The sequence below is a fragment of the Paracoccus salsus genome, assembly GCF_021556615.1.
GTDB lineage: Bacteria > Pseudomonadota > Alphaproteobacteria > Rhodobacterales > Rhodobacteraceae > Paracoccus > Paracoccus salsus.
This window is the reverse complement of the sequence record NZ_JAKGGD010000001.1, coordinates 30,890-56,060: the sequence shown is the minus strand read 5'-3', so window position 1 is coordinate 56,060 and position 25,171 is coordinate 30,890. Positions and strand designations below refer to the sequence as shown.

Here is a 25,171-nt window from a genome sequence, read left to right as displayed (position 1 = left end):
CTTAGATCATGGAAGCTGCCATGAAAGCGGCCAAAATCGAGGATACATGACGCTACGGGATGATAAAGAGACAATAGGCTTGTTCGAGCCGTTGATGGTCAGCGAGGGTTCGCCGCACAGGGGCGAGCTGAACGATCTTGCTCTCGATCTGGCCGCGCGCGCCGCCGCCTTCCGCAGCAGCCTGCCGGATCAGGTTGCGGCGGCGCTGGCCACGCTCATCCGCTCCATGAACTGTTACTACAGCAACCTGATCGAAGGTCACAACACGCACCCTATCGACATCGAGCGCGCCCTTCATGACGATTACAGCACTGATCCAGAAAAGCGCGACCTCCAGCTCGAAGCCAAAGCGCATATCGCCGTCCAGAAATGGATCGATGACGGCGGGCTGGCCGAGTCGCCGACATCACCGGCGATGATCAGCGAGATTCACCGGCGCTTCTGTGAGTTGCTGCCCGAAGACCTGCTCTATGTAGAAATGCCGAGCACCGGCGAACGCATCCGCGTTGTGCCAGGCGAATTCAGGGAAAGCGATGTGGTGGTTGGCCGTCACGTCGCGATCAGTCCAGGTGCAGTGTCGCGCTTCCTTGACCGGCTTGATCAAGCCTACCGTAAGGCGGGCCGGATCGAGTCGATCCTCGCATCGGCCTGTGCACATCACCGGCTGCTGTGGGTTCACCCGTTTCTGGACGGCAACGGGCGCGTGGCGCGCCTGATGTCCTATGCCATGCTGCGCGATTCTCTGAACACTGGCGGGCTTTGGTCGGTCGCGCGCGGCCTTGCGCGCAACGAAGCGGCCTACAAGAAACACTTGCAGGCCTGCGACGAGCCAAGGCGCGGCGACCGTGACGGGCGCGGCACGCTGAGCGAAGCGGCGCTTGCCTCCTTCGCTAAATTCTTCCTGCAAACCTGCATCGATCAGGTGCAATTCATGGAAGGTCTGATGAAGCCGGACCGACTGCGTGACCGGATCATGATCTGGGCGGAAGAAGAAATTCGTGGCGGGCGGCTTCCCCCAAAATCCGACGCGGTTCTGCGCGCGATCCTCTATGAAGGTGAACTGCCGCGCGGCGCGGTAGCCGACATTCTGGGTGCGAGCGACCGTACGGCGCGGCGCGTAACCTCGGCCCTGATCGATGCGGGCGCGCTGACATCGGAAAGTTCGCGCGCGCCGTTGGTTCTGGCCTTTCCGGCAACGCTTGCAGGGCGCTGGATGCCTGGCCTGTTTCCAGAGCAATAATGCTGCACTCCAATGCACTCCTACCATCATCCGGCTGGCCGCGAGGCCAGCCGAAATTTTTCGCCCACGGCAAAGAAAAATTTGGCCCGCAAATGCTATCCTTTGCGGGCCGGAGGTAGTCATGTGGCGCGGAATAGCCGCAAGATATACCCTTTATCAGAATACAAAATTTTTCCGCCTAGAGCAAAGAAAGCTGCGGGGTCATCTCTGCTTCCAGCTTACTCCGGAAGGTCCCGAGGGCCGGATTCCGATCAAACCGCTCCTGCTTGTCGCACCGCTCCAGCAGACGCTGAACGGCCCATCTGCGAGCGGCCAGAGCGTTCTTGAAGGCGATCCCGTCCCAAACGGTTGCAGGGCCGCCGGAACCGGAATCCGGCGCGTTGAAATCGCGGGCGACATGCCAGTAGCCTTTTCCGGTCCTGTAAAGGCGGATAGTGGCGGAATAACCCTTGTGCTCGACCCTGACCTTCTCGGTGATGTTATCGAGAACGCCGTGCTTGTTGCAGCTCGCGCCCCAAAGGCTTGCCGCTTCCCGAACGGCTTCCTCGCTTGCAAAATAACGCTCGCCGAATTTCTGCCTGATCGCGTGCAGATCGCAACGCATGTCGATAATATCGTTTGATTGAAGTTGGTTCATGTTCTTATCCTTTCTGTTTGAATTCTAAATGGCCGAAGCCGCCGCTTACGCGGCGACTCCTTCCTGCTGCTCAGGTTCCTCGATGACGGGCTGCAAACCGTGCAGGAAATCCGCTGCACGCTGCGCATGGGCGGCGGCGCTGAAAATCGCCCGCTTGTCATCGCGCAGCACCTTGAGCCAGCTCTGGATATAGGCGGCATGATCGGTGCCTGGCTCCGGCGTCAGTGTCAGATCGGCGCAAAGAAACGCCGCGCCCAGCTCGGCGACCAGCTCTTCGCGGGCATAGCCTTCATCGCCCCACCGCTTGCGCCCGAATTCACGGTCAAGGCGCTTTTCGTGCTTCGTCCAGTGAGTCAATTCATGGGCCAAGGTCGCATAATAGGCTTCAGGGCTGCGGAAGCTCTCGAAATGCGGCATCTGCACATGATCGCTGCCGCCGCTGTAATATGCCCTGTTCCCGCCGCTGCGGATGTCCGCCCCCGTGGCGGCGAAGAATTCCTCGGCATGGTCGATCCGCTGCGCGGGGTCGATGACCGGCTCGGGCTTGCTGTAGAAATGCTCGGGCAGCCCTTCGATCTGCTCGACGTTGAAGACGCTATAGCCCTTCATGAACGGGATTTTGCGCTCTTCCTCGCTGCCGTCGTCCTGCTCTTCGGTCTTGGTGATGGTGTTGGCATAGACAACAAGGTTGCCGCGCTCGCCCTTGCGGACGTGTGCGCCATATTCCTTGGCTTGGCGGTAGGTCATCCAGAACGGCGAGAGGTAGCCGCCTTCCATGGCCGCGCCCCACAGCATCAGCACATTGATTCCGCTGTAGGCCATGCCGTTATGGCGCAGCGGCTTGATGATCCGCCCGTCCATGTTTCCGGCGGACCATGGCTTGTGCCATGTCAGTTCGCCTTGCTCCAGATCGGCAATGATCTTGTCTGTAACTTTCTGGTAAATGTCCTGTTTCATTGGCCCTTTCTCCTTTTAAAGCCGGTTGCACATGCAACCGGACTAGGCCCGCGCCAATGAGCGGGGGGAGACCGTCAGGACCGCAGACAGCGGAGGGGGATCACCCGTCCTGCACAAGCCAAAGGCGCGGAAGGACGGGGAGACCGCTGGCTGCGCCCGCAGCTCTTGCGGAGGGCTTGGTCTTGACGGAGGACGGGGCCGCAGGCCCCCAATAGGAAAGAAAGCGTCAGCCCGTCAGGGCTGGCCAAAGCTGCGCAAGGGATGGAAGCCGAATGGCCGAGACAAGCCAGCGGCGCAGGCTCGGTTCACGACAGCCCGTCCGCGAAGCGGTGCGTGCAACCCTCGAACCCTTAATCTATGGTAACATCTGAGTGAGCCCCCGACTGCCTGATGACACCCAGAAATCAGCTAATTTGGTTCACGAGCCTGCACTCATGAACTGTTTTGGGAAAATTTATAGCCTCTTTCCTACGCTCTAATCTATTGATCTAACAATTTTTTTCTTCGATTTCATCAATACTATGTGTGGCACTGTCTCTAGAGATATGTTACGCTTTCAGGCAAATTTTGCTTCATCGAGCAAACGCGAAACAACGATGGAGCAACCGATGGATGAACTGACGAACCTTGCTGACCTTCTCTCTGGCCTGCCGCCTGGGGTGTTGGTCTTGATCTTGATCTTGGCGGCATTCGGCTTAGCGGCCTACGCGATCTACGCGGTGGTGACAGTAGCGAAAAAGGAGAGGTGATGGCGATACAGAAGTGGGTACCTCTGCCCTCGACTTGGATCGAGGAACACGGCCTGAAGAAATTCCAGTGGAAATACGGTGGGTCGGACAACACTGCGGCACTGATGGCACTGGTTGTGATTGCGCACTACGTGGACTCGGAGACTGGCTTAGCGAAAATAACGTACGACCAACTCTGCACCGCGACCGACGTTAGCCGCGCGAAGCTGTCAAGAGGGCTCAGCATACTGGAGAAACGCGGCATTGTTAGACGCTGGCAAAACGGGCGCAGTTCGTTCGAACTTGTCGGCTATGACTTGACCAGCGGATGGTGCAAACTTCCAGCCAAACCGCTTTATGTCGGCCCAGTTGTTGAAGCGTTTCGGTACTTCCGTTTGCGAAGCAAGGCAGAACTGAACGCGATCAAGCTTTACCTACTGTTTGCCGCGCGGCGTGGTAGGGACACGAACCTTGCGAACATCAGCTTCGATAAGATCAATGAATACTCGGGTATTCGGCGTGATGAGATCAAAGCAGCAACGAGCCTGCTCGCATCACTTTCTTTGGTCTATATTGAGCGGGTGCCAAGCGCATCCAATGACTATGGAGTGGCAAACGCCTACCGCTTGGCTGGACTGGAGACATCCGTCCACATGGGTACAAGAGGCCGCCAGTTCGATGCCGCAGAATTCGAGTTTCCGAGCGAATAGGAAGCAAAGAGCGGACTTTAGGACGAACCGGATTCTTTAGATAACTGCTGATAGGTCTTTGTCATGATGGCCAGTGTGTCCTATCCTCCCCCGAATAGGAGAACTGTGTTTGCCGCGCCCCTTGTCACGGCCGCGAGGTTTGTAAGATCAACATCAAATCGCACATTGTGGATCGGAGAACCCGCATCGATGGCAGGAACAGGAATGTCACTTGCTGAATAGATTTGGAAGCTGTCTTCCTCTGGGTAGGCTTGAAGCTTCAAATTGCTTTGATAGATATCTTTCCCACCCTTCACGAGGCACTGCCGCAGAAAAGCGCTGCGCAATTCGTTGTCGGCAATCTGGTCACCGATAGCGTCCATCAATTCACCAACAGTTCGGCCCGCGGGCAATTCAACAACACACAAAGATAGGATGTATGCTTCGTAACTTCCTGCTGGACGAAGCTGATCCAAGGCAAAGCGGTGTTTGGGTGTTGATGACAACGTAGTCTTCACGTCCAGAACGAACGTCTCAGTCACGAAGTCGTACTTTGCCGTTTTTTGCGAACTCCAGGACCGAACGGCATCATCAACATTATTGGACTGAGTGATCGCAAATAGCTCGCCCCAAAGGCCAAGCTGATCCCTGGGGGAACCGTCGATCTGACTGAAAAGGGATGCGACTTCTTGTATACTTTCGGCAATTCTTGGATTACTCATCCGAGCAGAACTGAGGAAACGTTCTTCTAGAATTTTGACGAAGAGGCGAACAATATCGGGATCGGCTTCTTTGAGGCGTATTATTGTGTAGCAGCCGTTATGTTCTTGATCGTCTTCCGTTTCAATAGTGCAGAGGCGAGAAAACTCTACATCAACGGAACGGAGAACAATATCTGTTCGAATATCGTTCGCGTCTGCTGGCAGCAACAGCGCCGGATAGCAAAGCTGGAACGGGAGAAGATTCGACTGTCTGATCGCGCGAGCCGTATCGTGCCGCCGAAGGGGAGGTTTGAAGAGTTTATCGAACTATCGCTCGAATTTCTGGCAAGGCCTTGGAATCTTTACGAAAATGGAAGCCTGACCATGAAGCAAACAGTGCTTCGATTGGCCTTTCCGGAGGCCCTGCGATACTCACGGGAAAACGGTTATCGAACTATAAAAACCGCCTTTCCCTTCAAGGTGTTAGCGGGATTCTGTAACCAAAATAGCGAGATGGTGCTGTGAGAGAGGATTGAACTCTCGACCTCTCCCTTACCAAGGGAGTGCTCTACCACTGAGCTACCACAGCATGACCTTCGTCGATGGCGCGACCGTCGAAACGATCAGCCTGAAAAAAGCCCTACAGACCCGGCGGCTTCGCGTCCAGTCCCTCAGCCACGCTCGGGGCGGCATGGGGGCGACGGCGCAGCGCCTTCGTGCAGCGGCGTTTAGACAAAGTGATCGTCGCGCGCAAGGGGGCTGGCGCCAGTTTTCGGGACTTTCGATGGCGGTTCGGGTGTCGGCATTGCTGGACTGTCAGGGCGACCGGGGCTAACAGGGCGGGATGACCGGTGGCAAGACAGATGATGACGGCAAGGCGGCGCGCGCGGAACGGCTGCGGGCGGCGCTGCGCGCGAATCTTCAGCGTCGCAAGGCGCAGGCGCGCGCGCGGGCCGAGCAGGCGGGCCGGATCGGCGAAGAGCAAGGCAGCAAGACAGGCAAGGACGACAGCTAGATGGACCAGATCATCGTTCGCGGGAACGGCGCATTGAAGGGCGAGATCCCGATCGCGGGTGCAAAGAACGCCTGCCTGACACTGATGCCCGCCACGCTGCTGACCGATCAGCCGCTGACCCTGACGAACGCGCCGCGCCTGTCCGACATCCGGACCATGACCGAACTGCTTGAAAGCCTGGGGGCCGAGGCCGCCAGCTTGCAGGACGGGCAGGTCCTGGCCATGTCCAGCCACGCGCTGACCAGCCACCGGGCGGAATACGATATCGTGCGCAAGATGCGGGCCTCGATTCTGGTGCTGGGGCCGATGCTGGCGCGCGACGGGCGGGCCGAGGTGTCGCTGCCGGGCGGCTGCGCGATCGGTGCTCGTCCGGTCGATCTTCATCTCAGCGCGCTGGAAGCGATGGGTGCGGCACTGGACCTGCACGACGGTTATGTCTTTGCCAAGGCACCCTCCGGCGGACTGAGGGGCGCGATCATCGACTTTCCACTGGTCTCGGTCGGCGCCACGGAAAACGCGCTGATGGCGGCCACGCTGGCGCGCGGGACGACGGTTCTGAAAAACGCCGCGCGCGAGCCCGAGATCGTCGATCTGGCGCGCTGCCTGCGGGCGATGGGAGCCCAGATCGATGGCGAGAGCACCGGCACCATCACGGTGCAGGGGGTCGACGCGCTGCATGGCGCGACCCATCCGGTCGTCACCGACCGGATCGAGCTGGGCACCTATATGCTGGCTCCGGCCATGTGCGGCGGTGAGGTCGAGCTGCTGGGCGGCCGCATCGACCTGCTGGCCGCGTTCTGCGAGAAGCTGGATGAGGCAGGCATCAGCGTCGAGGAAACCCCGCGCGGCCTGACGGTGTCGCGCCGGAACGGTCGCGTCCGGGCCGTCGATGTCACGACCGCGCCCTATCCGGGCTTTCCGACCGACCTTCAGGCGCAGTTCATGGCCTTGATGTGCCTCGCCGACGGCACCAGCGTGCTGGAGGAAACGATTTTCGAGAACCGCTTCATGCATGCGCCAGAACTCACGCGCATGGGTGCGCGGATCGAGGTGCATGGCGGCCACGCCACCGTCACCGGTGTCGAGAGGCTGCGCGGCGCGCCGGTGATGGCCACGGATCTGCGCGCCTCGGTCAGCCTGATCCTTGCCGGCATGGCCGCAGAAGGGCAGACCACCGTCAGCCGGGTCTATCATCTGGACCGGGGATATGAGCATGTCGTGCGCAAGCTGCGCGGCGTGGGAGCTCATATCGAGCGCGTGAAGGAGGACTGATCATGGCCCAGGACGCCCGTTTCGCCGATGCCGATCCGCGCCCGCTGGCGCTGAGGGCCGAGGACGAGGACGACCTGCGGATCGTGTCTGCCCTTGTGCAGGACTCGATCCTGCCGGCCTCCGAGATCAGCTACGATCCGCGGACAAGGCGTCTGGCGCTGCTGATCAACCGTTTCCGATGGGAGGACGTGGAACAGGCGCGTGCCGAGGGCCGCGGCTACGAACGCGTCAGGTCGCTGCTGATCATCAGCGATGTGCGGCACCTGAAAAGCGACGGAATCGCCCGCGACACGGACACGGTTCTGGAACTGCTGACGCTGGACTGGGCGGCGGGCGAGGATGGGACCGGCGGATTGACGCTGGAATTCGCGGGCGACGGCGCCTTGGCGGCCGAGGTCGAATGCATCAATGTGGACCTGAGGGATGTGTCGCAGCCCTATCTCGCCCCGTCGGGCAAGGTCCCCGAGCACCCCGAATGACCCTGGGTCCAGGGTTGGACGAACCGATCGCCCTCGTCTGAAGGCCGGATTTGGCCGCTGGCGGCGGCGGCGCGGCGGTCAGGATCGGCGGCGGGCCGGAACCTCTGGACGGTGAGGCTGCAAGGCGCGGCTTTTCCCTGTCGCCGTTGGTCAGGCCCACGCAATATGGCACCGGGCGCTTGAGGCGGCGGGGGGTTGCGGCTAACAAGGCGCAACGCAGGATCTCGGGGAAGATGCCGATGCCGGTCACGCTGAACACATCCGACGCCGATTTCGAGGCGCGCTTTGCGGACATGCTGTCGGCCAAGCGTGAGGATTCCACCGACGTGAACGACGTCGTCGCGGCGATCATCGCCGATGTGCGCGACCGGGGCGATGCCGTCCTGTGCGCCCTGACGGCGCGTTTCGACCGGCTGGATCTGACCCCGGACCGGCTGCGCTTTTCGCCGGACGAGATCGCGGCCGAGGTCGCGAAGGTGTCCGATCAGGACCGCGCCGCGCTGGGTTTGGCCGCAGAACGGATCCGCGCCTATCACGCCCGCCAGATGCCCGCGGATGCCAGTTGGACTGATCCGGAAGGTGCCATGCTTGGCTGGCGCTGGTCGGCGGTGTCGGCGGCCGGGCTGTATGTCCCGGGCGGGCAGGCGGCCTATCCGTCGTCGGTGCTGATGAACGCGATACCGGCGCGGGTCGCCGGCGTCGAACGTCTGGTTATCTGCGTGCCCACGCCGGGCGGCGTGGTGAGTCCGCTGGTGCTGCTGGCGGCGCAGATCTCGGGCGTGGACGAGATCTATCGCATCGGCGGCGCCCAGGCGATTGCCGCGATGGCCTACGGCACCGACACGATCGCGCCGGTGGACAAGATCACCGGTCCGGGCAACGCCTATGTCGCTGCCGCCAAGCGGCAGGTGTTCGGGCGTGTCGGCATCGACATGATCGCGGGTCCGTCAGAGGTGCTGGTGATCGCCGAGGGGCCGCAAAACCCCGACTGGCTGGCGCTGGATCTGCTGGCGCAAGCCGAACATGATGCCGACGCGCAGTCGATCCTGATCGTCACAGACCCGGCGCTTGGCCATGCGGTCGCGGGCGCGGTGGACCGGATCCTGCCGACATTGCCGCGCGCCGAGATCGCCGGCGCCAGCTGGCGCGATTATGGCACGATCATCGTGGCCCGCGACCTCGCCGAGGCGGTCGCGCTGTCGAACCGCATCGCGCCCGAACATCTGGAACTTTGCGTGGACGACCCCGAGGCGCTGGCCACCCAATGCGTCCATGCCGGGGCGATCTTTCTTGGCGCCCACACGCCCGAGGCGGTCGGCGACTATGTCACCGGTCCGAATCACGTCCTGCCGACCGCGCGGTCGGCGCGGTTCTCGTCCGGGCTTTCGGTCCTCGATTTCCTCAAGCGGACGACCATCGCGCGGCTGACGCCCGGTGCCCTGGCCGCGATCGGACCGGCGGCGGTGCGGCTGGCGGTGTCCGAGGGCTTGCAGGCGCATGGCGCATCGGTCGAGGCGCGGCTGGCGCAACTGAACGAAAGGGCCCAGGAATGAGCCGCCTGACACGCATCGAGATCAACGATTCCGCCATCGCGCCCGCGACGCCCGAGATGGAGCAGGAACGCAGCGTGGCGATCTTCGACCTGATCGAGGACAACAGCTTTGCGGTGCCGGGACGCGACGGACAGCCGGTTCCCGACGGGCCCTATATCCTGGACCTCGCGATCCGCGAAGGCCGTCTGGTCTTTGACCTGAGCAACGAGTCCGAAGACAAGGTGGCGGAGTTCCACCTGTCGCTGGGGCCTTTCCGGCAGGTGGTCAAGGACTACTTCCAGATCTGCGAAAGCTATTTCGACGCCGTCAAGAAGCTGCCCACCGCGCAGATCGAGGCGATCGACATGGCGCGGCGCGGTATCCATAACGAGGGCGCGCGAACCTTGCAGGAGCGGCTTGAGGGCAAGGCCGAACTGGACATCGACACGGCGCGTCGCCTGTTCACGCTGATCTGCGCGCTGATCCCGCAAAGCTGAGACCATGCCGCAGGACAAGATACCCCATTCGATCCTGTTCTGTTGCGATCACAACGCCATCCGCTCGCCGATGGCGGAGGGCATGATGAAGAAGTTCTACGGCCGTTCCGCCTATGTCCAGTCGGCCGGTGTCAAGAACGATATGGAGATCGACGGCTTTTCCATCGCGGTATGCGAGGAGATCGGCGTCCACCTGTCAAATCACCGCAGCCGCAGCTTCGAGGAAATGCAGGACTGGGGTGACGATCTGGGCGGTTTCGACCTGATCGTGGCGCTGTCGCCGGCGAGCCAGAGGCTGGCGCTGGAAATGACCCGCGTCTTTCATCTGGACGTGGAGTACTGGCCGATCATGGACCCGACCGGACTGGCCGAGAGCCGCGAGGCCAAGCTGGCGGTCTATCGCAAGACCCGCGACCAGATCCGCGCCAAGATGATCGAAAGATTCGGCGCGCCCGAAGCGTGATTCTGTCCGCCGGGCGCGCACGGGACACGCGTCGCCGCCGCTGTTCAGGCTCGGTGCCAGTGCAGGGGCGCATCCCACACGGGCCGGCAGATTTCAGATCTCACCTCGTCGCGGGTCAGGCCCATATCGCGCAACTGCGCGTCGCTGATGCTGTCCAGCCTCAGGGTGGTCTGATGCGTGTCGAACGCGGTCAGGATGCGCTCGAGCCAGTTGGGGCGGGGAATGATGCCGCGGCCGGTCACGACGCGAAGCAGGGCCGATTTCTGTGCCATAGTTCAACTCCAATGATGTGGTGCATCACTGAATGTGATACACATTGCCATATACATGCGGATAATTGATATATACTGCGGCGCAACCCATCTGTGAAACGAATGATATTGATCCTTCCCATCAATGAGGTTGAACAATGCGAAATCTCGACATCGCCACTCTGCGGTCGCTGCAGGCGGTCGCGGAATATGGTGCGGTCACGCGCGCGGCCGAGGCGCTGAACATGACGCAAAGCGCGCTCTCGATGCAGATGAAGCGGCTGGAGGAACTGTTCGGTGAACGCATGCTGGCCAAGCAGGGGCGCGGGATCGTCTTGTCGGACTTCGCGGCCGAGTTGCTGCTGGACGCGCGCAAGCTGGTCGCGCTGAACGACCACATCGTCGCTCGCTTTACCGGCGAGCGTCCCGAGGGGCGGTTGCGCGTCGGGTTGACCAGCGACTGGATGTTCAATCGCGTCGCGCAGGCGGTCCGGGCGTTCAAGCAGGCCAATCCGCGCATCGAGTTGATCATCAACGATGGGCGCAGCAAGGATCTGCGGGTCGCGATGCGGCGCGGCGAACATGACGTGATCCTGACCACCGAATTCGATGCGCCGCCGGGCGCCATCCATCTGGCCAAGGTCGATCTGGTCTGGGCCGGTGCGTCGAATGGCAATGCCTGGACACAGCGGCCGCTGCCGGTCGCGAACTCTCCGCACTGCGCCTACACGCCGGTCGCTGAAGAGGCACTTGACCGTGCCGGGATCGAATGGTCGCAGACTGTGGCTGACGCGGGCAGCGACACATGGCGGGTTCTGGCGGCGGCAGATATTGGCGTGACATTGCTGCCGCGCGGGATCCTGCAACCCGGGCTTGAGCCGATCGATCATGGCGGCGCTCTGCCGCCGCTGCCGGCAACCTGGCTGAACGTCTATGTCGCCGATGGCCCGGCGCGATGCATGGCGGCCGATTTCACCGGATATCTGCGCAGCGCCATCTGTCAGGTCGCCGCCGTGGCCGCCTGAGGGCGACCGCGCCCGGCACGCCCTTCATGGCTCAGACGACCACGCCGGCCCCTTCGGTTGCCGGCCCTGCGACCGCGCGGAAGGCCGCGAACATCTCGCGTCCCATGCCTTCGCTGCTTGAGGCCGGATCGAAGGCGACCGGCTTGCGGTTGTCGAAATCCTCGGCGAGGCAGTCGATCGTTCCCATCGTGGCGTCCAGCCGGATCAGGTCGCCGTCCCGCACCCGCGCCAGCGGCCCGCCGACCGATGCTTCGGGCGAGATATGGATCGCCGCCGGCACCTTGCCCGATGCGCCCGACATCCGGCCATCGGTGACCAGCGCGACCTTGAGGCCGCGATCCTGAAGCACCGCCAGCGTCGGCGTCAGCGAATGCAGTTCCGGCATGCCGTTGGCGCGAGGGCCCTGGAACCGGACGACCACGATCGTGTCTTTTGTGAACTCGCCCGCCCGGAAGGCGGCCTTCACTTCTTCCTGATCCGCGAAGACGCGGGCCTTTGCCTCGATGACATGGCGTTCCTCGGCGACGGCGCTGATCTTGATGACGCCACGGCCCAGATTGCCTTCAAGCTGCTTGAGCCCGCCGGTGCGCGCAAACGGGTTGCTGGCAGGGCGAAGGATCCTGTCGTTCAGCGTGTCATGGGCACCTTGTTCCCAGCGCACCCGCCCTCCATCCAGTTTCGGTTCGGCGGTATAGCCTTCAAGTCCGGTGCCGTGGATCGTCTTGACATCCTCGTGCAGCAGCCCTGCTTCCAGCAACTGCCCGATCATGTAGCCGATGCCACCCGCGGCGTGGAAATGGTTCACATCCGCAAGACCGTTGGGATAGACCCGCGCCATCAGCGGCACGGATTCCGAGATGTCGTGAAAATCCTCGATGTCGATCAGCACCCCTGCCGCCCGCGCCATTGCCGGGATGTGCATCACCAGATTGGTCGATCCGCCGGTGGCCATCAGGCCGACCATGCCGTTCACGAAGGCTTTCTCGTCCAGAACCTCGCCGGCGGGCAGATAGTCGTTGCCAAGCCGGGTGATCGCGGCTGCCCGCTCGACGCCGGTCACGGTCAGCGCCTCGCGCAGCGGCGTGTTGGGATTGACGAAGCTAGAGCCCGGCAGGTGAAGGCCCATGAACTCCATCAGCATCTGGTTCGAGTTGGCGGTGCCATAGAAGGTGCAGGTGCCGGGCGAATGATAGGACGCCATCTCGGCCGCCATCAGCACGTCGCGCCCGACCTCACCCGTCGCGAATTGCTGCCGGACCTTGGATTTCTCGTCATTGGGCAGGCCGGACGGCATCGGTCCGGCCGGAATGAAGACCGCCGGGATATGCCCGAATGTCGCCGCCCCGATGACCAGGCCCGGCACGATCTTGTCGCAGACACCCAGATACAGCGCCGCATCGAAACAGTCATGCGACAGTGCCACCCCTGTCGCCAAGGCGATGACATCGCGCGAGAACAGCGACAACTCCATTCCCGGACGGCCCTGCGTGACGCCATCGCACATGGCCGGAACGCCGCCCGCGACCTGGACGGTTGCACCGGCTGCGTGGCCCGCGCGGCGGATCAGGTCCGGAAATCGTTCATAGGGCTGATGCGCCGACAGCATGTCGTTATAGGCCGTGACAATCCCGAGATTGGGCTTGCGGGTCGTCGCCATGTCCTCCTTGTCATCCATCGCGGCATAGGCGTGCGCCTGGTTGCCGCAGGACAGATGTGCGCGACGCGGGCCATCCTCGGCGGCCTTGGCAATCTTCTTGAGATAGCCGTCGCGGGTCTTGTGCGACCTTTCGCGAATACGGTCTGTCACCCGATCGAGCGTGGCGTGCAGGGTCATCATGCGGCCTCCTCTGGCTTTGCGGTCAGTATACGCCGTTAGCGATAACGGTGCAACCATCGCTTGCGGTGAAACGACCGGATGCGCAAGGCGCGCGTTCATCACGAAGACGCGCGGTCAGGCGTCACCAGTGCGGCGGGCGCTGGTCGGCAAGCGGGACGGTCCCGCCAGCGTCCAGTTGCTGGTCAGCGGCCGTTCGCATCAGCAACCCGACTCGCCGGGTCAGCAGCGCGATCTCTGCGTCCTGCCGGGCGATCACCTCGCTGAGATCGTCGGTCACGCGGGTCAGATGCGCGAGCGTCTCCTCGAGATGCGCGATCCGGGTCTCGGCCTGCTTGTCCATGTCGCCCCCTTCCGTTACAGCAGCCTCGGATTTGGCCGAAAAGGCACAGCACCATGGCGAAAGATCAGAAAAAACAGCCCCGTCCCAAGGCCGAAACGCCCAGGGGCTTTCACGACTATCTTGGCGCGGACGTGACCGAGCGCAATACGATGCTGTGGGAAATCGCGAAGATCTATGAACTTCACGGCTTCGATCCGCTCGAGACCAGCGCCGTCGAGACGGTCGAGGCACTGGGCAAGTTCCTGCCCGACGTGGACCGGCCCAATGCCGGCGTCTTCGCCTGGCAGGAAGAGGCCGTTCCGGGCGGCGGCTCGGGCGAGTGGCTGGCGCTGCGCTATGACCTGACCGCGCCGCTGGCGCGTTTCGCGGCGCAGTTCCGCAACGATCTGCCGACACCCTATCGCCGCTATGCGATGGGACCCGTCTGGCGCAACGAAAAGCCCGGGCCGGGCCGCTTCCGGCAGTTCTATCAATGTGATGCCGATACGGTTGGGGCGGCCTCGGTGGCGGCCGACGCCGAGATCTGCGCGATGCTGGCCGATGCGCTGGAAGCCGTCGGCATCCAGCGCGGCGATTACATCGTGCGGATCAACAATCGCAAGGTGCTGAACGGCGTTCTGGAGGCCGCTCAGGTCCACAGCGATCAGGCCGAGGACGTGCTGCGCCAGATCGACAAGTTCGACAAGGTCGGCCGCGATGGCGTACTGGCCCTGCTGACCACGGGGCGCAAGGACGACAGCGGCGCCGAAATCGCGGGCGTCGGGCTGACCCAGACGCAGGCCGCGCCAATCCTGGCGTTCCTGACCTCGAAGGCCCAGGACAACGCGGCCACGCTGGACAATCTGCGTGCGGCGATCGGCGGATCGACGATCGGTGCCGAGGGTGTCGATGAGCTGGCCCAGATCGCCGCGATGCTGGCCGCGTTGGGCGTGGCCGAGGATCGCGCCGTGATCGACCCATCCGTGGTGCGCGGGCTTGGATACTACACCGGGCCGGTCTTCGAGGCCGAGCTGACCTTCGAGATCCTCGATGACAAGGGCCGCAAGCGGCAATTCGGCAGCGTCGCGGGCGGCGGGCGCTATGACGGGCTTGTCGAGCGCTTTACCGGCCAGAAGGTGCCGGCAACCGGGATCAGCATCGGCGTGGACCGGCTGCTGGCCGCGCTGCGCGCCAAGGGGCTGGCCGGGGCCGAGACGCAGGGACCCGTGGTCGTTACCGTCATGGACCGCGGCCGGATGGCCGAGTATCAGGCGATGGCCGCCGAATTGCGGAAGGCCGGTATTCGTTCCGAGGTCTATCTGGGCAACCCGAAGAATTTCGGCAACCAGTTGAAATATGCCGACAAGCGCGGCGCACCGGTGGCGATCATCCAGGGCGGCGACGAGGCCGCGCGAGACGTGGTGCAGGTCAAGGACCTTGTGCTTGGCGCCCGGATCGCGGCCGAGGCCAGCCACGAGGAATGGAAGGCCCAGCCCGCTCAGACCGAGGTGTCGCGCGCGGATCTGGTCGCGGAAGTCAGACGGGTTCTGGGATGATCCCCAAGCGTGACAAGCAGGCCGTGGGTCAGCGCCTGCTGGCCGCATTCCGCGATGCCGGCGCGGCCGAGATCGCGCCCGATATCCTGCTGCCGGCCGAAAGCCTGCTGGACCTGTATGGCGAGGATATCCGCGCCCGCGCCTATGTGACCCAGGATCCGATCCGGGGCGAGATGATGCTGCGCCCCGATTTCACCGTACCGGTCGTTCAGGCGCACATGGAAAACGGTGCCGAGCCCGCGCGCTACTGCTATCTGGGCGAGGTGTTCCGCAAGCAGGATATGGGCGATGAAAGGCCCCTGAACCCACGCGACAACGAATATCTGCAAGCCGGGTTCGAACTGTTCAGCCGTGACCCCGCGGCCGACGCCGAGTTGTTCGCATTGTTTCATCGGCTTCTGACAGGCCACGCCGTCACCGCAGAGACTGGCGATATGAGCCTCATTCTGGACGCCGTCCGGGCCTTGCCCCTGACCGACGCGCGCCGCGACGCGCTTTTGCACCATATCTGGCGGCCGGGTCGTTTCCAGAGATTGCTGGACCGGTTTGCCGCGCCGGTCGTGCCGCGCCGCTTTCCCGACACCGCCGCGCCCTGGACCGGGCTGCGAACCGATGCCGAGATGACGGCGCGGATCGCCCGGCTGCGCGCCGATACCGCAGTCCCGCCGCTGGCAGAGGTCTGGACCCGGCGGCTCAATCGGCTGCTGACCCTGCGCGCGCCCGGACCGACGGCGATCAGGGCCCTGAACGCGCTGGCCGAGGACTGGCCGGGCATCGCCGAAACTGCGGAGCGGATCGAGCGCCGCTTCGCTTCGATCGCCGCACGGGGGATCGATCCGGCCTCGGTGATCTTCGATGCCAGCCACGGTCGCGCGACGATGGAATATTACGACGGCTTCACCTTCAGCTTTCTGGCAGGCCGCGCGGGATGGCCGCCGGTCGCTTCGGGCGGACGCTATGACGCCCTGACCAGGGTTCTGGGCAAGGGGCGAGAAATCCCCGCCATTGGCGGTATCATCCGCCCCGGGCTGGTCGCCGAGATGGAGGTCGAAGCATGATCCGCCTGGGTGTGCCCTCGAAGGGGCGGCTGATGGAACAGAGCTTCGACTGGTTCGCGCAGCGCGGCGTGCGCCTGTCGCGCGCGGGCTCGGATCGCGAATACGCGGGACGCGTCGAGGGGGTGCGGGACGTGTCGCTGGTGCTGCTTTCGGCGGGCGAGATCCCGCGCGAACTGGCGGCAGGACGGATCGAGATGGGGGTGACCGGCACGGATCTGGTGCGCGAGAAGCTGCCCGGCTGGGCCTCGGATCTGGTCGAACTGGCGCCGATGGGTTTCGGACATGCCGATCTGATCCTGGCGGTTCCCGAGTGCTGGCGGGATTGCGAGACACTTGACGATCTGGCGTCGATCACCCGCGATTTCCGCGCGGCCCACGGGTTTCGGCTGCGGATTGCGACGAAGTATCACCGCCTGGTCCGGGCCTGGCTTGCGGCACATGAGGTTGCCGACTATCAGCTGGTGGACAGCCAGGGCGCGACCGAAGGCACGGTCGCCAATCAGACCGCCGAGGCGATCGCGGACATCACCTCGTCCGGGGCGACGCTGCGGGCGAACAATCTCAAGATCCTTGCCGAAGACCCGATCCTGCGCTCGCAGGCGACGCTGTTTGCCAATCGCGCGGCCGCCGGCCCCGAAATGCAGCGTTTTCTGGCGCAACTGGGTGTGACCGTCTAGCGGACCGCGCGAAAGGCTGGAGGTTCGCGGAACGCCAGGCTACAGCCCGACCAGCGCGCGGGCGAAGTCGTTCGCGTCGAATGCGTCCAAATCGTCGATCTGTTCGCCGACGCCGATCGCGTGGATCGGCAGCCCGAACCGGTCGGCCAGCGCGACCAGGACCCCCCCGCGGGCCGTTCCGTCGAGCTTGGTCATCACCAGCCCCGAGACATCGGCCAGATTGCGGAACGTCTCGACCTGGCTGATCGCGTTCTGGCCCGTGGTGGCATCCAGCACCAGAAGCGTGTTGTGCGGCGCGGACGGGTCCTTCTTGCGGATCACGCGGACAATCTTGGCCAGTTCCTCCATCAGGTCCTGGCGGTTCTGGAGCCGCCCGGCGGTGTCGATCAACAGCAGGTCGGCCCCGTCAGCCTCGGCCCGGGTCATGGCCTCGAAGGCCAGACTCGCGGGGTCGCTGCCCTGCGCGGCGACCATCACCGGCACACCGGCGCGCTGTCCCCAAACCTGAAGCTGCTCGACGGCGGCGGCGCGGAACGTGTCGCCGGCAGCGATCACCACATTCTTGCCCGCGGCCTTGAGCTGGCTGGCAAGCTTGCCGATCGTCGTCGTCTTGCCCGAGCCGTTCACGCCCACGACAAGCACGACCTGCGGCTTTTTCGGATACAGCGGCAGGGCGCGCGCGACGGGTGTCATGATCCGCGCGATCTCGGCAGCCAGAAGCTCCTTCAACTCGGTCGCCGAAAGGCGACGGCCCATCCGGCCCTCGGCGATGTTGGCGGTCACGCGCAGCGCGGTTTCGACGCCCAGATCCGTCTGGACCAGCATATCCTCGAGATCCTCGAGCATCGCGTCATCCAGTGCCCTGCGCGGCGCGTCGGGCGGGCTTTCGCCGCGTCTGAATATCCGTTCGACAAGTCCGCCCGACGCGGGCAGAGGCCGGGGTTGGGGCTGTGAAGGGGTCGCTGGCGAAGCCGCCTCGGTCACGCGCACCAACTCATCCAGTCCCTCGCCGATCTTCGAGGACGAGCGCGTCAGCCGCTCGCGCAGTTTCGTGAAAAACGACATGTCCGCTTCCTTTCCGTCGCGGCGAACCTATGCTGTCGCGGCGCCAAGGAAAAGCCGAAGCATGGGTTGGCGCGCGGTTTCCCCATTGCGCCGCGACCAGCGTGTTCGGGCGCGGTCTAGCCGCGCATCGACCGGAACAGGGCCGCCAGGTTTTCGGTCGAGGGATCATGGCCCGGCGCCGTCTCGCCCTTCAACAGCGGTTCGACCTTGAGCGCCAGTTCCTTGCCCAGCTCGACCCCCCACTGATCGAAGCTGTTGATGCCAAGGATGACGCCTTCCACGAAGACGCGATGCTCGTAAAGCGCCACGATCTGCCCCAGCGTGAAGGGCGCAAGCTGCGGGATCAGAAGCGTCGTCGATGGACGGTTTCCGGGAAAGACGCGGTGGCGGGCCTGGCGGTCCAGTTCGGCACCCGCAAGCCCCTTGGCCCGCATCAGCGCCCGTGCCTCGTCCAGCGACCGGCCGCGCATCAGCGCCTCGGACTGGGCCAGGCAGTTGGCCGCCAGCAGGATATGGTGATGCGCCAGATCCCGTTCGTGGCCTTGGGCGGCAAGGATGAACTCGCACGGCACCGGCATCGTGCCCTGATGGATCAGCTGATAGAAGGCATGCTGGCCATTCGTGCCCGGCTCGCCCCAGACCACCGGCCCTGAGACGATGTCCAGATCGCCGCCGTCCATCGCCACGCGCTTGCCGTTCGATTCCATTTCAAGCTGTTGCAGATAGGCCGGCAGGCGCAACAGCCGATTGTCGTAGGGCAGCACCGCCCGCGTCGGATAGCCGCAGACCTGATGATGCCAGATGCCCGTCAGCGCCAGAAGCACAGGCAGGTTCCGGGCAAGCGGCGCGCTGCGGAAATGCGCGTCCATCGCCGCCCCGCCCGCCAGAAAGCGGTCGAATTCCTCGGGTCCCACGGCCAGCATCAGCGAAAGTCCGATCGGCCCCCAGACGGAATAGCGTCCGCCGACCCAATCCTCGAAGCCGAAGACGCGGGCGGGGTCGATCCCGAAATCGGCCGTCCTTTCGGCCGAGGACGACAATGCGGCGAATTGCGCCGCCGGGTCGGCCACGCTGCGGGCCATCCAGTCGCGCGCCGTTCCGGCGTTGGTCATGGTTTCGATGGTCGTGAAGGTCTTCGAGGCCACGATCACCAGGGTGGTCGCCGGATCGAGGCCCGCCAGCGTGTCGGCGATATCGGCGCCATCGACATTGCTGACGAAATGCGCGCGCGGGCCGTCATGATAGGGCGCCAGCGCCAGCACCGCCATGCAGGGTCCCAGATCCGAGCCGCCGATGCCGATATTGACGATATCCGTGATCGCTCCGCCCTGGCCGCGATAGCGGCCCGAGCGCACGTCACGGGCGAAGGCGGTCATCCTTGCATGGGTGTCGCGCAGGGCGGGCATGACGTCCTGGCCCTCGACGAGGACGCTGTCGTCCAGATTGCGAAGCGCCGTATGAAGGACCGCGCGGCCTTCGGTCTCGTTGATGCGCTCGCCGCGGAACATCGCCTCGCGGCGGTCCTCGACCTGCGCCGTGCGCGCCAGGTCCAGCAGCAATTCGCGCGCCCGTGCATCGATCATCGTCTTCGAGAAGTCGAAGACCAGATCGTCCGCCCGGACCGAAAAGTCGGTGGCGCGGTCCGGATCCGCATCGAAAAGCTCGATGATGCCCCCATCGCCCTGCGAAGCGCGATGCGATGTCAGCTCTTGCCAGAGATCGGTCATGGCGCGTTCCCTTCTACTCGGCCCAGTGGACGGTGGCATCGTCCAGGAAGGCGCGGATCGGCGCCTCGGCCGGAGTCAGCTTCTGCGCGCGTTCCAGCGCCTCGCGTTTCTCGGGCCCCATGATCAGAAGATGCGTGTGGATCGCGTTCGACAGCAGCGGCCGGGTCAGGGTGATGCGCGGTTCATCCGCGCCATCGGCGCGGATGGCCATCACCGCGGGGGCGTTGGAGGCAAGCGCCTCTTGCAGCCGGTCGGCGCCCGGAAACAGGCTGGCGGTGTGCATGTCGTTGCCCATTCCCAGAATGACGACGGTGATCGGCAGATGCGGTGTCAGGCGTTCGGCCAGCGCGTCGGTCGCATCTTCGGGCCGGGCGGCGCCGGTATAAAGGTCGATATACTCGGCCGATGCGGCGCGGTCCTTCAGCAGATGCCGTCGCAGAAGCCTGCTGTTCGAGCGCTTGTGATGGCCGTCCACCCAGCGTTCGTCGCCCAGGAAGACGGTCACCCGCTCCCACTCGAGATCGGTGCCGCTGAGCGTTTCGAAGACCGGGGTAGGCGTTGTGCCGCCCGGCACACACAGGCTGGCGCGGTCGGCGCCGTGCAGGTGCTGGACAAGCTGCGAGGCCACCTGGTCGGCCAGCGACAGGGCCAGCATCTCGCGATCGGGATACTCTCTGAAATCCATGCTCATGCCCTCAGCTCCCTCCAGCGCCGGTTGTCGCGATGCATCAGGCGCAGCGCCTCTTCGGGGCCCGACGATCCTGAATCGTAAGGCTCGGGGCGGCGCTTGCTGTCCTCCCACGCCTCGATGATCGGGTCGGTCCAGGCCCAGGCGGCCTCGACCTCGTCGCCACGCATGAACAAGGTCTGGTTGCCGCGGATCACATCCATGATCAGACGCTCGTAAGCGTCGGGCATGTCGGCCCCGTCGGCCCCCAGCGCAACCGCGAAGGACATGTCCAGCGGTACCTGCACCAGCCGCATCCCTCCGGGCCCCGGTTCCTTGATCATCACCTTCAGGTTCATACCTTCGTTCGGCTGCAGGCGGATGACAAGTTCGTTGGCCTTCGGCACACCGCTGTCATCGAAGATCGAGTGCGGCGGCTCCTTGAAGGTGATCGCGATCTCGCTGGTCCGCGCCCGCAGCTTTTTTCCGGTCCGCAGGTAGAAGGGCGTGCCCTGCCAGCGCCAGTTCGAGATGCGAACCTTCATCGCCACATAGCTTTCCGTACGCGAATCGGGGTTCTCGGCATCATCGAGATAGCTGCCGTCCCCACCCTCCGCGTGATACTGCCCGCGCACGATGTCTTCGGGCTTCAGCGGTTCCAGCGCGCGGATCACCTTCAGCTTCTCGTCGCGCACCGCGTCAGGGTCGAAATGATAGGGCGGCTCCATCGCGATCAGGCACAGAAGCTGCATCATGTGATTCTGAACCATGTCCCGGATCGCGCCGGACTTGTCGTAATAGCTGCCCCGCCCCGCCACGCCGACTGTTTCCGCGACGGTGATCTGCACGTGATCGACATGCTGGGCGTTCCACAACGGCTCGAACAGGATATTGGCGAACCGGACGGCCATCAGGTTCTGCACGGTTTCCTTGCCGAGGTAATGGTCGATCCGATAGACCTGATGCTCGTCGAAATGCCTGGCCAGCACCTGGTTCAGCGCACGCGCGCTTGCGAGGTCGCGGCCGAAGGGTTTCTCGACCACCACGCGGCTGTTGTCGTCCGCGATGCCGTGTCCGGCCAGTCGCTCGGCGATGTCGCCGAAAAGCGACGGCGCGACCGAGAGATAGAAGGCATGCACCGCGCCCTCGCGCATGCGCGACTTCAACGCGTTCCAGCCGCCCTCGCCCTTGGCGTCGATGGCGGTATAGCCCAGCAATTCCAGAAACTGCGCCAGATGCGGGTCGTTCTTCTTGACGCCTGCGAACTCGGCAATGGCGCTGGCGGCCTCGGCGCGGAAACCGTCGTCGTCCTGTTCGGTCCGTGCAGCGCCGATGATGCGCGCGGTCGCTGGAATCTGTCCGGCCACGAAACGCCGGAAAAGGCCCGGCAGGATCTTGCGATGCGCCAGATCGCCGGTGGCGCCGAAAATCACGATGTCGAAATCATCTACAGGTATGACGCGCGAGACCATGCTGTTCTCCTTACGGTTGGCTTCCGCCATACCCCTTGTTAGCGTTAACAGCAACTCGGTTCAACCTCTCACTGCGCGCGCCAGGCGGGGCAGCCGGCTGCGTTTCAGCATCTCGTCCAGGGTCATCGGCCCTCCCAGCCGCGCGGCCTTGTCGCGGGCGGACCATGCGGCGGCGGCGACAGGCGCCGGGTCCGCTTCATGCAGGTCCAGCAGGAAGGCGTCGGGATGGATGGCCCGCAAGCCCAGCCCGGTCATGATCCCTCGCGGGAAATCGCGCAGATTGGCGGTGACGATCAGGCTGGCATTGCCGGCCAGCGCAGCCTCGATCACGTGCCGGTCGTCCGGGTCCGGCAGGTTCAGGTCGATGGCGCGCGTGCCGGCGTGGTCGACGGTGGCGGCCGGAAACCTGGCGGTTAGCAGCGCGATCTCGGCCCCCGCCACGGAATCGGGATCGGGCCCCAGCCGGGCGGCCGCGTGGCGCCATTCCGCGAGAATGCGTGGCGACCACAAGGGCATGTAAAGCCCCGCAGCCGCGACATCTGTCAGGATCTCGCGCAGAATCGTGGGGAACAGCACATTCGCGTCGAGGACCGCCTTCATCCATCCAGCCGGAAGAACAGCGCCTTCAGATAGCCGGTCTCGGCCAGTTGCGGCAGGGTCGGGTGGTCGGGACCCGCCTGGCCAGCGTGGATCAGAACGCCGCGACGGCCGCCGCGTCCGATGCCGCGCGCGCTGACATTGCGGAACTGCGTCAGATCGGCGGCATGACTGCAACTGCACAGCACCAGATATCCGCCCGGGGCGACCAGCTGTGCGGCCAGCCGCGCGACGCGCTCATAGGCGCGCAATCCGGCATCCAGCGCCTGTTTCGAGGGCGCGAAGGCCGGTGGATCGCAGACCACCAGATCAAAGCGCCTGTCCTCGGCGGCCATCTCTTCCATCGCCTTGAAGGCATCCGCGCGACGCGTCTCAAGCCTGTCTGCGACGCCCATCGCGGTCGCGCCGCCCATCGCCAGGTCCAGCGCCGCCGCGCTGCCATCGACGCAGGTGGCGCGCGACGCACCCGCCGCAAGGGACGCCAGTCCGAATCCCCCGACATGGCTGAACACGTCAAGCGTATCCGCGCCCTCGGCCAGTCGCTGCGCGAAGGCGTGATTCGGCCGCTGATCGAGAAACAGCCCGGTCTTCTGCCCGCCGGTCAGGTCGGCCAGATAGGTCGCGCCGTTCATCGTCACCTGCACCGGCGCAGTCGGGGCTGCCCCAAGCAGCACCTCCATCCGTTCGTCCAGCCCCTCCAGCGTGCGGGCGCGACCCTGGCCGTTCATGATGACGGTCGAGACGCCGGTCACCTCGGCCAGGGCATCGGCGATCTGGGTCGCCATGGCGTCGGCCCAGGCGGCGTTGGGCTGCATGACGGCGGCATCGCCGAAGCGGTCGATGACCAACCCCGGCAACCCGTCCGCTTCGGCATGGATCAGCCGGTAGAACGGCGCGTCATACAGCCTTTCGCGCATCGCCAGCGCGCGGCGGATGCGCGCGCGCAGCCACGCCCCGTCGATCCGCGCCTCGGGGTCGGCATCCATGACGCGGGCAACGATCTTCGAGACCGGGTTGACCGTGACCAGCGCCATCGCGCGCCGCTCGGCATCCTCGAGCAGGGCGAAACCGCCCGGAGGCAAGGCGCGGGTGCGCCGGTCCAGCACCGCCTCGTCGGCGAAGACCCACGGAAAGCCGTGGCGGATCGCCTGGGGCTTGGATTTCGGTCGCAGGCGCAGGACGGGCAGATCGCTCATGACGTGGTTCCTCTCGGTGCCGATCTGCCATGTCGCCCCGATCGGCACAAGCGACAAGGCCCTGCCGGCCCTGCGGTCGGCGCCGCCCGGCCGCCATCGCTGGCGATCCGAACCCCGGCCGGCCCGCCCGGCCGCGTCGAATTCGCGGCTTTTCCCCGCTTGCCGCATGCGCTAGACCCTTTGACGGACAATTTTCGGGCAGAAGAAGGACCGGCTCATGGCCAATGTGGTGGTTGTCGGCGCGCAATGGGGCGACGAGGGCAAGGGCAAGATCGTCGACTGGCTGTCGGAACGCGCCGACGTGATCGCGCGGTTCCAGGGCGGCCACAATGCCGGCCACACGCTGGTCATCGGCGACACGGTGTTCAAGCTGTCGCTGCTGCCTTCGGGCATCGTGCGCGAGGGCAAGCTGGCGGTCATCGGGAATGGCGTCGTGCTGGACCCGTGGGCCTTGTTTTCCGAGATCGACAAGCTCTCGGGGCAGGGGGTCTCGATCTCTCCCGACAATCTCATCATCGCGGAAAACACGCCGCTGATCCTGCCGCTGCACCAGGACCTCGACACGCTGCGCGAGGAAGCCGCGGGAAAGGCCAGGATCGGCACCACCGGCCGCGGCATCGGCCCCGCCTACGAGGACAAGGTGGGTCGCCGCACGATCCGCGTGGCCGACCTGGCCGACGAGGAGACGCTGGATGCGCGTCTGGATCGCCTTCTGGCCCATCACGATGCGCTGCGTTCGGGACTGGGGGCGACGGCCATCGACCGCGTCGAGCTGAAGGCCAGGCTGCAAGACATCGCGCCGAAGCTGCTGCCTTACGCGCGACCGGTCTGGAAGATCATGGCCGAGGCGCGCAAGGCCGGCAAGCGCATCCTCTTCGAGGGCGCCCAGGGGTCCTTGCTGGACATCGATTTCGGCACCTATCCCTATGTCACCTCGTCCACGACGACCTCGGGTGCAGCGGCCTCGGGGACCGGGATGGGGCCGGGGGCGATCGGGTTCGTGCTGGGGATCGTCAAGGCCTATACGACCCGCGTGGGCGAGGGGCCGTTCCCGACCGAGCTGGACGATGCCGACGGCCAGCGACTGGGCGAGCGCGGCCACGAGTTCGGCACCGTTACAGGCCGCAAGCGGCGCTGCGGCTGGTTCGATGCGGTGCTGGTGCGCCAGACCTGCGCGATCAGCGGCGTGAACGGCATCGCGCTGACCAAGCTGGACGTGCTGGACGGGTTCGAGACGCTGAAGATCTGCGTCGGCTACGAGATCGACGGCAAGCGGTACGACTACCTGCCCACCGCCGCGGCGTTGCAGGCGAAAGTCACCCCGATCTACGAGGAAATGGACGGCTGGCAGGAATCGACCGAAGGCGCGCGCAGCTGGGCCGAACTGCCGGCCGCCGCGATCAAGTATGTGCGCCGCGTCGAAGAGCTGATCCAGTGTCCCGTCGCGATGCTGTCCACCAGCCCGCAGCGTGACGACACGATCCTCGTAACCGATCCGTTCGCGGACTGACCGG

Annotated in this window: 26 protein-coding genes and 1 tRNA gene; 14 read left to right on the top strand and 13 right to left on the bottom strand. The window is 64.4% G+C overall.

The features are described 5' to 3' along the window. Nucleotides 1–46: 46 nt before the first annotated feature. Nucleotides 47–1,240 carry a Fic family protein gene (locus L1965_RS00280; RefSeq protein WP_235754409.1) on the top strand — a complete coding sequence of 398 codons (1,194 nt, stop codon included), beginning with the start codon at nucleotides 47–49 and terminating at the stop codon, nucleotides 1,238–1,240. Between the two features lie 178 nt (nucleotides 1,241–1,418). On the opposite strand, the gene L1965_RS00275 is transcribed toward L1965_RS00280, so the two are convergent. Together L1965_RS00275 and L1965_RS00270 are read right to left on the bottom strand one after the other, a co-directional pair. Continuing rightward, on the bottom strand, nucleotides 1,419–1,877 hold the full coding sequence (locus L1965_RS00275; protein ID WP_235754408.1) for a hypothetical protein: 459 nt from the start codon (nucleotides 1,875–1,877) through the stop codon (nucleotides 1,419–1,421). 45 nt (nucleotides 1,878–1,922) lie between these two features. After that, nucleotides 1,923–2,834, bottom strand: coding sequence for an ArdC family protein (locus L1965_RS00270; RefSeq protein WP_235754407.1), 912 nt, complete (start codon nucleotides 2,832–2,834; stop codon nucleotides 1,923–1,925). Between the two features lie 608 nt (nucleotides 2,835–3,442). Between L1965_RS00270 and L1965_RS00265 the strand changes: the two genes are divergently transcribed. Continuing rightward, complete coding sequence (locus L1965_RS00265; protein ID WP_235754406.1) at nucleotides 3,443–3,583, top strand: hypothetical protein; 141 nt, start codon at nucleotides 3,443–3,445, stop codon at nucleotides 3,581–3,583. Continuing rightward, nucleotides 3,583–4,272 (top strand): hypothetical protein, encoded by a 690-nt coding sequence (locus L1965_RS00260; RefSeq protein WP_235754405.1) that lies wholly within the window; start codon nucleotides 3,583–3,585, stop codon nucleotides 4,270–4,272. Before L1965_RS00265 ends, L1965_RS00260 begins: the two co-directional genes overlap by 1 nt. A gap of 80 nt (nucleotides 4,273–4,352) precedes the next feature. Here the strand turns inward: L1965_RS00260 and L1965_RS00255 are convergent, their stop codons facing one another. Both L1965_RS00255 and L1965_RS00250 read right to left on the bottom strand, forming a co-directional pair. Next, the gene (locus tag L1965_RS00255) at nucleotides 4,353–5,180 is read right to left on the bottom strand and encodes a PD-(D/E)XK motif protein (RefSeq protein WP_235754404.1); all 828 of its coding nucleotides are present in this window, start codon (nucleotides 5,178–5,180) and stop codon (nucleotides 4,353–4,355) included. Nucleotides 5,181–5,466: 286 nt separating this feature from the next. Continuing rightward, nucleotides 5,467–5,541, bottom strand: a tRNA-Thr gene (locus L1965_RS00250). 255 nt (nucleotides 5,542–5,796) lie between these two features. On the opposite strand from L1965_RS00250, the gene L1965_RS00245 reads away from it, so the two are divergent. From L1965_RS00245 to L1965_RS00220, 6 genes are all read left to right on the top strand, one after another. Next, nucleotides 5,797–5,967: a hypothetical protein gene (locus L1965_RS00245; protein ID WP_235754403.1), complete on the top strand. Its 171-nt coding sequence runs from the start codon at nucleotides 5,797–5,799 to the stop codon at nucleotides 5,965–5,967. Beyond that, nucleotides 5,968–7,239 (top strand): UDP-N-acetylglucosamine 1-carboxyvinyltransferase, encoded by a 1,272-nt coding sequence (murA, locus tag L1965_RS00240; RefSeq protein ID WP_235754402.1) that lies wholly within the window; start codon nucleotides 5,968–5,970, stop codon nucleotides 7,237–7,239. It begins immediately after the preceding gene. A gap of 2 nt (nucleotides 7,240–7,241) precedes the next feature. Continuing rightward, on the top strand, nucleotides 7,242–7,718 hold the full coding sequence (locus L1965_RS00235) for a DUF2948 family protein (RefSeq protein ID WP_235754401.1): 477 nt from the start codon (nucleotides 7,242–7,244) through the stop codon (nucleotides 7,716–7,718). A 239-nt stretch (nucleotides 7,719–7,957) separates the two neighbouring features. Continuing rightward, nucleotides 7,958–9,271: a histidinol dehydrogenase gene (hisD, locus tag L1965_RS00230; RefSeq protein WP_235754972.1), complete on the top strand. Its 1,314-nt coding sequence runs from the start codon at nucleotides 7,958–7,960 to the stop codon at nucleotides 9,269–9,271. After that, the gene (locus tag L1965_RS00225) at nucleotides 9,268–9,747 is read left to right on the top strand and encodes a UPF0262 family protein (RefSeq protein WP_235754400.1); all 480 of its coding nucleotides are present in this window, start codon (nucleotides 9,268–9,270) and stop codon (nucleotides 9,745–9,747) included. The genes hisD and L1965_RS00225 overlap by 4 nt, the downstream gene beginning before the upstream one ends. Nucleotides 9,748–9,751: 4 nt before the next feature. Further along, nucleotides 9,752–10,210: an arsenate-mycothiol transferase ArsC gene (locus L1965_RS00220; protein ID WP_235754399.1), complete on the top strand. Its 459-nt coding sequence runs from the start codon at nucleotides 9,752–9,754 to the stop codon at nucleotides 10,208–10,210. A gap of 44 nt (nucleotides 10,211–10,254) precedes the next feature. Here the strand turns inward: L1965_RS00220 and L1965_RS00215 are convergent, their stop codons facing one another. After that, complete coding sequence (locus L1965_RS00215; RefSeq protein ID WP_235754398.1) at nucleotides 10,255–10,482, bottom strand: DUF1127 domain-containing protein; 228 nt, start codon at nucleotides 10,480–10,482, stop codon at nucleotides 10,255–10,257. A gap of 137 nt (nucleotides 10,483–10,619) precedes the next feature. On the opposite strand from L1965_RS00215, the gene L1965_RS00210 reads away from it, so the two are divergent. Continuing rightward, on the top strand, nucleotides 10,620–11,486 hold the full coding sequence (locus L1965_RS00210; protein ID WP_235754397.1) for a LysR family transcriptional regulator: 867 nt from the start codon (nucleotides 10,620–10,622) through the stop codon (nucleotides 11,484–11,486). Between the two features lie 31 nt (nucleotides 11,487–11,517). On the opposite strand, the gene edd is transcribed toward L1965_RS00210, so the two are convergent. Beyond that, complete coding sequence (edd, locus tag L1965_RS00205) at nucleotides 11,518–13,320, bottom strand: phosphogluconate dehydratase (RefSeq protein WP_235754971.1); 1,803 nt, start codon at nucleotides 13,318–13,320, stop codon at nucleotides 11,518–11,520. A 124-nt stretch (nucleotides 13,321–13,444) separates the two neighbouring features. After that, nucleotides 13,445–13,663, bottom strand: a complete 219-nt coding sequence (locus L1965_RS00200) for a SlyX family protein (RefSeq protein WP_235754396.1) — start codon at nucleotides 13,661–13,663, stop codon at nucleotides 13,445–13,447. Nucleotides 13,664–13,716: 53 nt separating this feature from the next. Here L1965_RS00200 and hisS point away from each other — a divergent pair, with 53 nt between their 5' ends. Genes hisS through hisG form a run of 3 tightly spaced genes read left to right on the top strand, consistent with a single transcriptional unit; the run spans nucleotide 13,717 to nucleotide 16,933 of the window. Then, a complete protein-coding gene (hisS, locus tag L1965_RS00195; protein WP_235754395.1) occupies nucleotides 13,717–15,198 on the top strand; it encodes a histidine--tRNA ligase in 1,482 nt (493 codons plus the stop codon). Then, complete coding sequence (locus L1965_RS00190) at nucleotides 15,198–16,256, top strand: ATP phosphoribosyltransferase regulatory subunit (protein ID WP_439332038.1); 1,059 nt, start codon at nucleotides 15,198–15,200, stop codon at nucleotides 16,254–16,256. Before hisS ends, L1965_RS00190 begins: the two co-directional genes overlap by 1 nt. Then, nucleotides 16,253–16,933, top strand: coding sequence for an ATP phosphoribosyltransferase (gene hisG / locus L1965_RS00185; protein ID WP_235754393.1), 681 nt, complete (start codon nucleotides 16,253–16,255; stop codon nucleotides 16,931–16,933). The genes L1965_RS00190 and hisG overlap by 4 nt, the downstream gene beginning before the upstream one ends. A gap of 39 nt (nucleotides 16,934–16,972) precedes the next feature. Here hisG and ftsY read toward each other — a convergent pair whose 3' ends face one another. The 6 genes from ftsY to L1965_RS00155 all read right to left on the bottom strand — a co-directional run bounded on the left by ftsY (nucleotide 16,973) and on the right by L1965_RS00155 (nucleotide 23,657). Then, nucleotides 16,973–17,998, bottom strand: a complete 1,026-nt coding sequence (gene ftsY, locus L1965_RS00180; RefSeq protein ID WP_235754392.1) for a signal recognition particle-docking protein FtsY — start codon at nucleotides 17,996–17,998, stop codon at nucleotides 16,973–16,975. Between the two features lie 116 nt (nucleotides 17,999–18,114). Continuing rightward, complete coding sequence (gene pgi / locus L1965_RS00175) at nucleotides 18,115–19,725, bottom strand: glucose-6-phosphate isomerase (RefSeq protein WP_235754391.1); 1,611 nt, start codon at nucleotides 19,723–19,725, stop codon at nucleotides 18,115–18,117. Nucleotides 19,726–19,738: 13 nt separating this feature from the next. Continuing rightward, a complete protein-coding gene (gene pgl / locus L1965_RS00170; RefSeq protein WP_235754970.1) occupies nucleotides 19,739–20,410 on the bottom strand; it encodes a 6-phosphogluconolactonase in 672 nt (223 codons plus the stop codon). A gap of 2 nt (nucleotides 20,411–20,412) precedes the next feature. Beyond that, the gene (gene zwf / locus L1965_RS00165) at nucleotides 20,413–21,864 is read right to left on the bottom strand and encodes a glucose-6-phosphate dehydrogenase (protein ID WP_235754390.1); all 1,452 of its coding nucleotides are present in this window, start codon (nucleotides 21,862–21,864) and stop codon (nucleotides 20,413–20,415) included. 60 nt (nucleotides 21,865–21,924) lie between these two features. Continuing rightward, on the bottom strand, nucleotides 21,925–22,464 hold the full coding sequence (locus L1965_RS00160) for an RSP_2648 family PIN domain-containing protein (RefSeq protein ID WP_235754389.1): 540 nt from the start codon (nucleotides 22,462–22,464) through the stop codon (nucleotides 21,925–21,927). Further along, nucleotides 22,461–23,657, bottom strand: a complete 1,197-nt coding sequence (locus L1965_RS00155) for an RSP_2647 family RNA methyltransferase (protein ID WP_235754388.1) — start codon at nucleotides 23,655–23,657, stop codon at nucleotides 22,461–22,463. The genes L1965_RS00160 and L1965_RS00155 overlap by 4 nt, the downstream gene beginning before the upstream one ends. A gap of 217 nt (nucleotides 23,658–23,874) precedes the next feature. Here L1965_RS00155 and L1965_RS00150 point away from each other — a divergent pair, with 217 nt between their 5' ends. After that, complete coding sequence (locus L1965_RS00150) at nucleotides 23,875–25,167, top strand: adenylosuccinate synthase (RefSeq protein WP_235754387.1); 1,293 nt, start codon at nucleotides 23,875–23,877, stop codon at nucleotides 25,165–25,167. The last annotated feature ends 4 nt before the right edge of the window (nucleotides 25,168–25,171 follow it).

Coding starts and splice junctions, on each gene's coding strand:
- L1965_RS00280 (WP_235754409.1), top strand. CDS start 47: ATGACGCTACGGGATGATAAAGAGACAATAGGCTTGTTCGAGCCGTTG.
- L1965_RS00275 (WP_235754408.1), bottom strand. CDS start 1,877: ATGAACCAACTTCAATCAAACGATATTATCGACATGCGTTGCGATCTG.
- L1965_RS00270 (WP_235754407.1), bottom strand. CDS start 2,834: ATGAAACAGGACATTTACCAGAAAGTTACAGACAAGATCATTGCCGAT.
- L1965_RS00265 (WP_235754406.1), top strand. CDS start 3,443: ATGGATGAACTGACGAACCTTGCTGACCTTCTCTCTGGCCTGCCGCCT.
- L1965_RS00260 (WP_235754405.1), top strand. CDS start 3,583: ATGGCGATACAGAAGTGGGTACCTCTGCCCTCGACTTGGATCGAGGAA.
- L1965_RS00245 (WP_235754403.1), top strand. CDS start 5,797: ATGACCGGTGGCAAGACAGATGATGACGGCAAGGCGGCGCGCGCGGAA.
- murA (WP_235754402.1), top strand. CDS start 5,968: ATGGACCAGATCATCGTTCGCGGGAACGGCGCATTGAAGGGCGAGATC.
- L1965_RS00235 (WP_235754401.1), top strand. CDS start 7,242: ATGGCCCAGGACGCCCGTTTCGCCGATGCCGATCCGCGCCCGCTGGCG.
- hisD (WP_235754972.1), top strand. CDS start 7,958: ATGCCGGTCACGCTGAACACATCCGACGCCGATTTCGAGGCGCGCTTT.
- L1965_RS00225 (WP_235754400.1), top strand. CDS start 9,268: ATGAGCCGCCTGACACGCATCGAGATCAACGATTCCGCCATCGCGCCC.
- L1965_RS00220 (WP_235754399.1), top strand. CDS start 9,752: ATGCCGCAGGACAAGATACCCCATTCGATCCTGTTCTGTTGCGATCAC.
- L1965_RS00215 (WP_235754398.1), bottom strand. CDS start 10,482: ATGGCACAGAAATCGGCCCTGCTTCGCGTCGTGACCGGCCGCGGCATC.
- L1965_RS00210 (WP_235754397.1), top strand. CDS start 10,620: ATGCGAAATCTCGACATCGCCACTCTGCGGTCGCTGCAGGCGGTCGCG.
- edd (WP_235754971.1), bottom strand. CDS start 13,320: ATGACCCTGCACGCCACGCTCGATCGGGTGACAGACCGTATTCGCGAA.
- L1965_RS00200 (WP_235754396.1), bottom strand. CDS start 13,663: ATGGACAAGCAGGCCGAGACCCGGATCGCGCATCTCGAGGAGACGCTC.
- hisS (WP_235754395.1), top strand. CDS start 13,717: ATGGCGAAAGATCAGAAAAAACAGCCCCGTCCCAAGGCCGAAACGCCC.
- hisG (WP_235754393.1), top strand. CDS start 16,253: ATGATCCGCCTGGGTGTGCCCTCGAAGGGGCGGCTGATGGAACAGAGC.
- ftsY (WP_235754392.1), bottom strand. CDS start 17,998: ATGTCGTTTTTCACGAAACTGCGCGAGCGGCTGACGCGCTCGTCCTCG.
- pgi (WP_235754391.1), bottom strand. CDS start 19,725: ATGACCGATCTCTGGCAAGAGCTGACATCGCATCGCGCTTCGCAGGGC.
- pgl (WP_235754970.1), bottom strand. CDS start 20,410: ATGGATTTCAGAGAGTATCCCGATCGCGAGATGCTGGCCCTGTCGCTG.
- zwf (WP_235754390.1), bottom strand. CDS start 21,864: ATGGTCTCGCGCGTCATACCTGTAGATGATTTCGACATCGTGATTTTC.
- L1965_RS00160 (WP_235754389.1), bottom strand. CDS start 22,464: ATGAAGGCGGTCCTCGACGCGAATGTGCTGTTCCCCACGATTCTGCGC.
- L1965_RS00155 (WP_235754388.1), bottom strand. CDS start 23,657: ATGAGCGATCTGCCCGTCCTGCGCCTGCGACCGAAATCCAAGCCCCAG.
- L1965_RS00150 (WP_235754387.1), top strand. CDS start 23,875: ATGGCCAATGTGGTGGTTGTCGGCGCGCAATGGGGCGACGAGGGCAAG.